Source organism: Frankia sp. Hr75.2, assembly GCF_949319125.1.
Classification (GTDB): domain Bacteria; phylum Actinomycetota; class Actinomycetes; order Frankiales; family Frankiaceae; genus Parafrankia; species Parafrankia soli.
The window spans coordinates 1-1,219 of sequence record NZ_CASGGV010000162.1; the positions used below are offsets into that span (position 1 = coordinate 1).

1 pseudogene is annotated in these 1,219 nt (G+C 71.5%); it reads left to right on the forward strand.

Annotated features, from left to right (window positions below):
* Positions 1-86: 86 nt before the first annotated feature.
* Positions 87-1,219, forward strand: a pseudogene (locus AC559T_RS13315) (IS701 family transposase); the annotation flags it as partial.

A 1,219-nucleotide genomic window follows, 5' to 3' on the forward strand; every position in this document is an offset into this window, starting at 1 on the left:
GGCTAGTCGCTGGTTGGTCAGGTTAGGGAAGGGCGGACGTACGGTTGGTGGTGTCTGGCTGGGGCTGTTCCGGTGGGAGGTGCCCGATGGCTACTCCTCGCAAGCCGACCGCGCCGACGGCAGAGGCGATCGACCGGTTCTGCGGCGACTTCGATGACCTGTTCTGTCGTGTGGCCGAGCGCACCGCGCTGCGGCAGTATCTGATCGGCCTGCTGCTGCCCCGGGAACGCAACAAGACGCTGACGGAGCTGGCCGCTCTGGTCCCCGGCGCGGACCGGCAGCGGCTGCACCACTTCCTGCACGACGCCCCCTGGGATCCCGACGCCCTGGGCGCACGGCGGGTGGACCTGTGGCGTCGGCACCCGGAGTTGGGGCCGCATGGCAACGGGGTGCTCATCATCGACGAGACCGGGGACCGCAAGCGCGGCCACGGCATCGCCCCTGGCCGCCCAGCAGTACATCGGCAAGCTCGGCCGCACCGCCAACGGCGTTGTGGCCGTCACCAGCCACTGGGCTGACGGCAGCCGCCACGTGCCGCTGGGGGTGCGACCCTACCGGCCCGCCTCCCGCCTACCCGCCGGCAAGGCCGACCCGGCGTTCGCCACCAAACCGGAGCTGGCCTGGGACCTGACCGAGGAAGCCCGCGGCACCGGAGTGCCTTTCCGGGCAGTGGTCGCCGACTGCGTCCACGGCGAGAACCCCACGCTCGAGGGGCGCCTGCAGGCGGCCAGAATCCGCTACGTACTGGCCCTGCGCCCCCGCCACGGCACCTGGCAGTTCGTCGCCGATCCCACCCACCCGCCGGCGTTCACCCCCACCGAGGCCGCCACCCGCCTGCCACTGGCGAACTGGCGGCGCCTGGTGCCGACCGACAGCCACCACCGACCGCTGGTCCGCCACGTCGCCGAACTGGAACTGGGCCCCTGCTACGGACCCACCCACGGCACCCGCCTGATCGCCGCCACCACCGACCCGACAGCCCTCACCGCCGACTCGACCTGGTTCATGGCCACCAACCTCTCGACCGCCGAGGCGGACGCGGGGCGAGGTCTACCGGATCTACCGGCTACGGGACCGGATCGAGCACTACTACAAGCCGGCCAAGCACGAGCTGGGCTGGGCGGACTTCCAGGTCCGTTCCGGACAGGCCATCGTGCGCCACTGGCAGCTGGTCATGCTGGCGTTCACCTTCAGCCTGCTGAACGCGCCACCCTCCGAC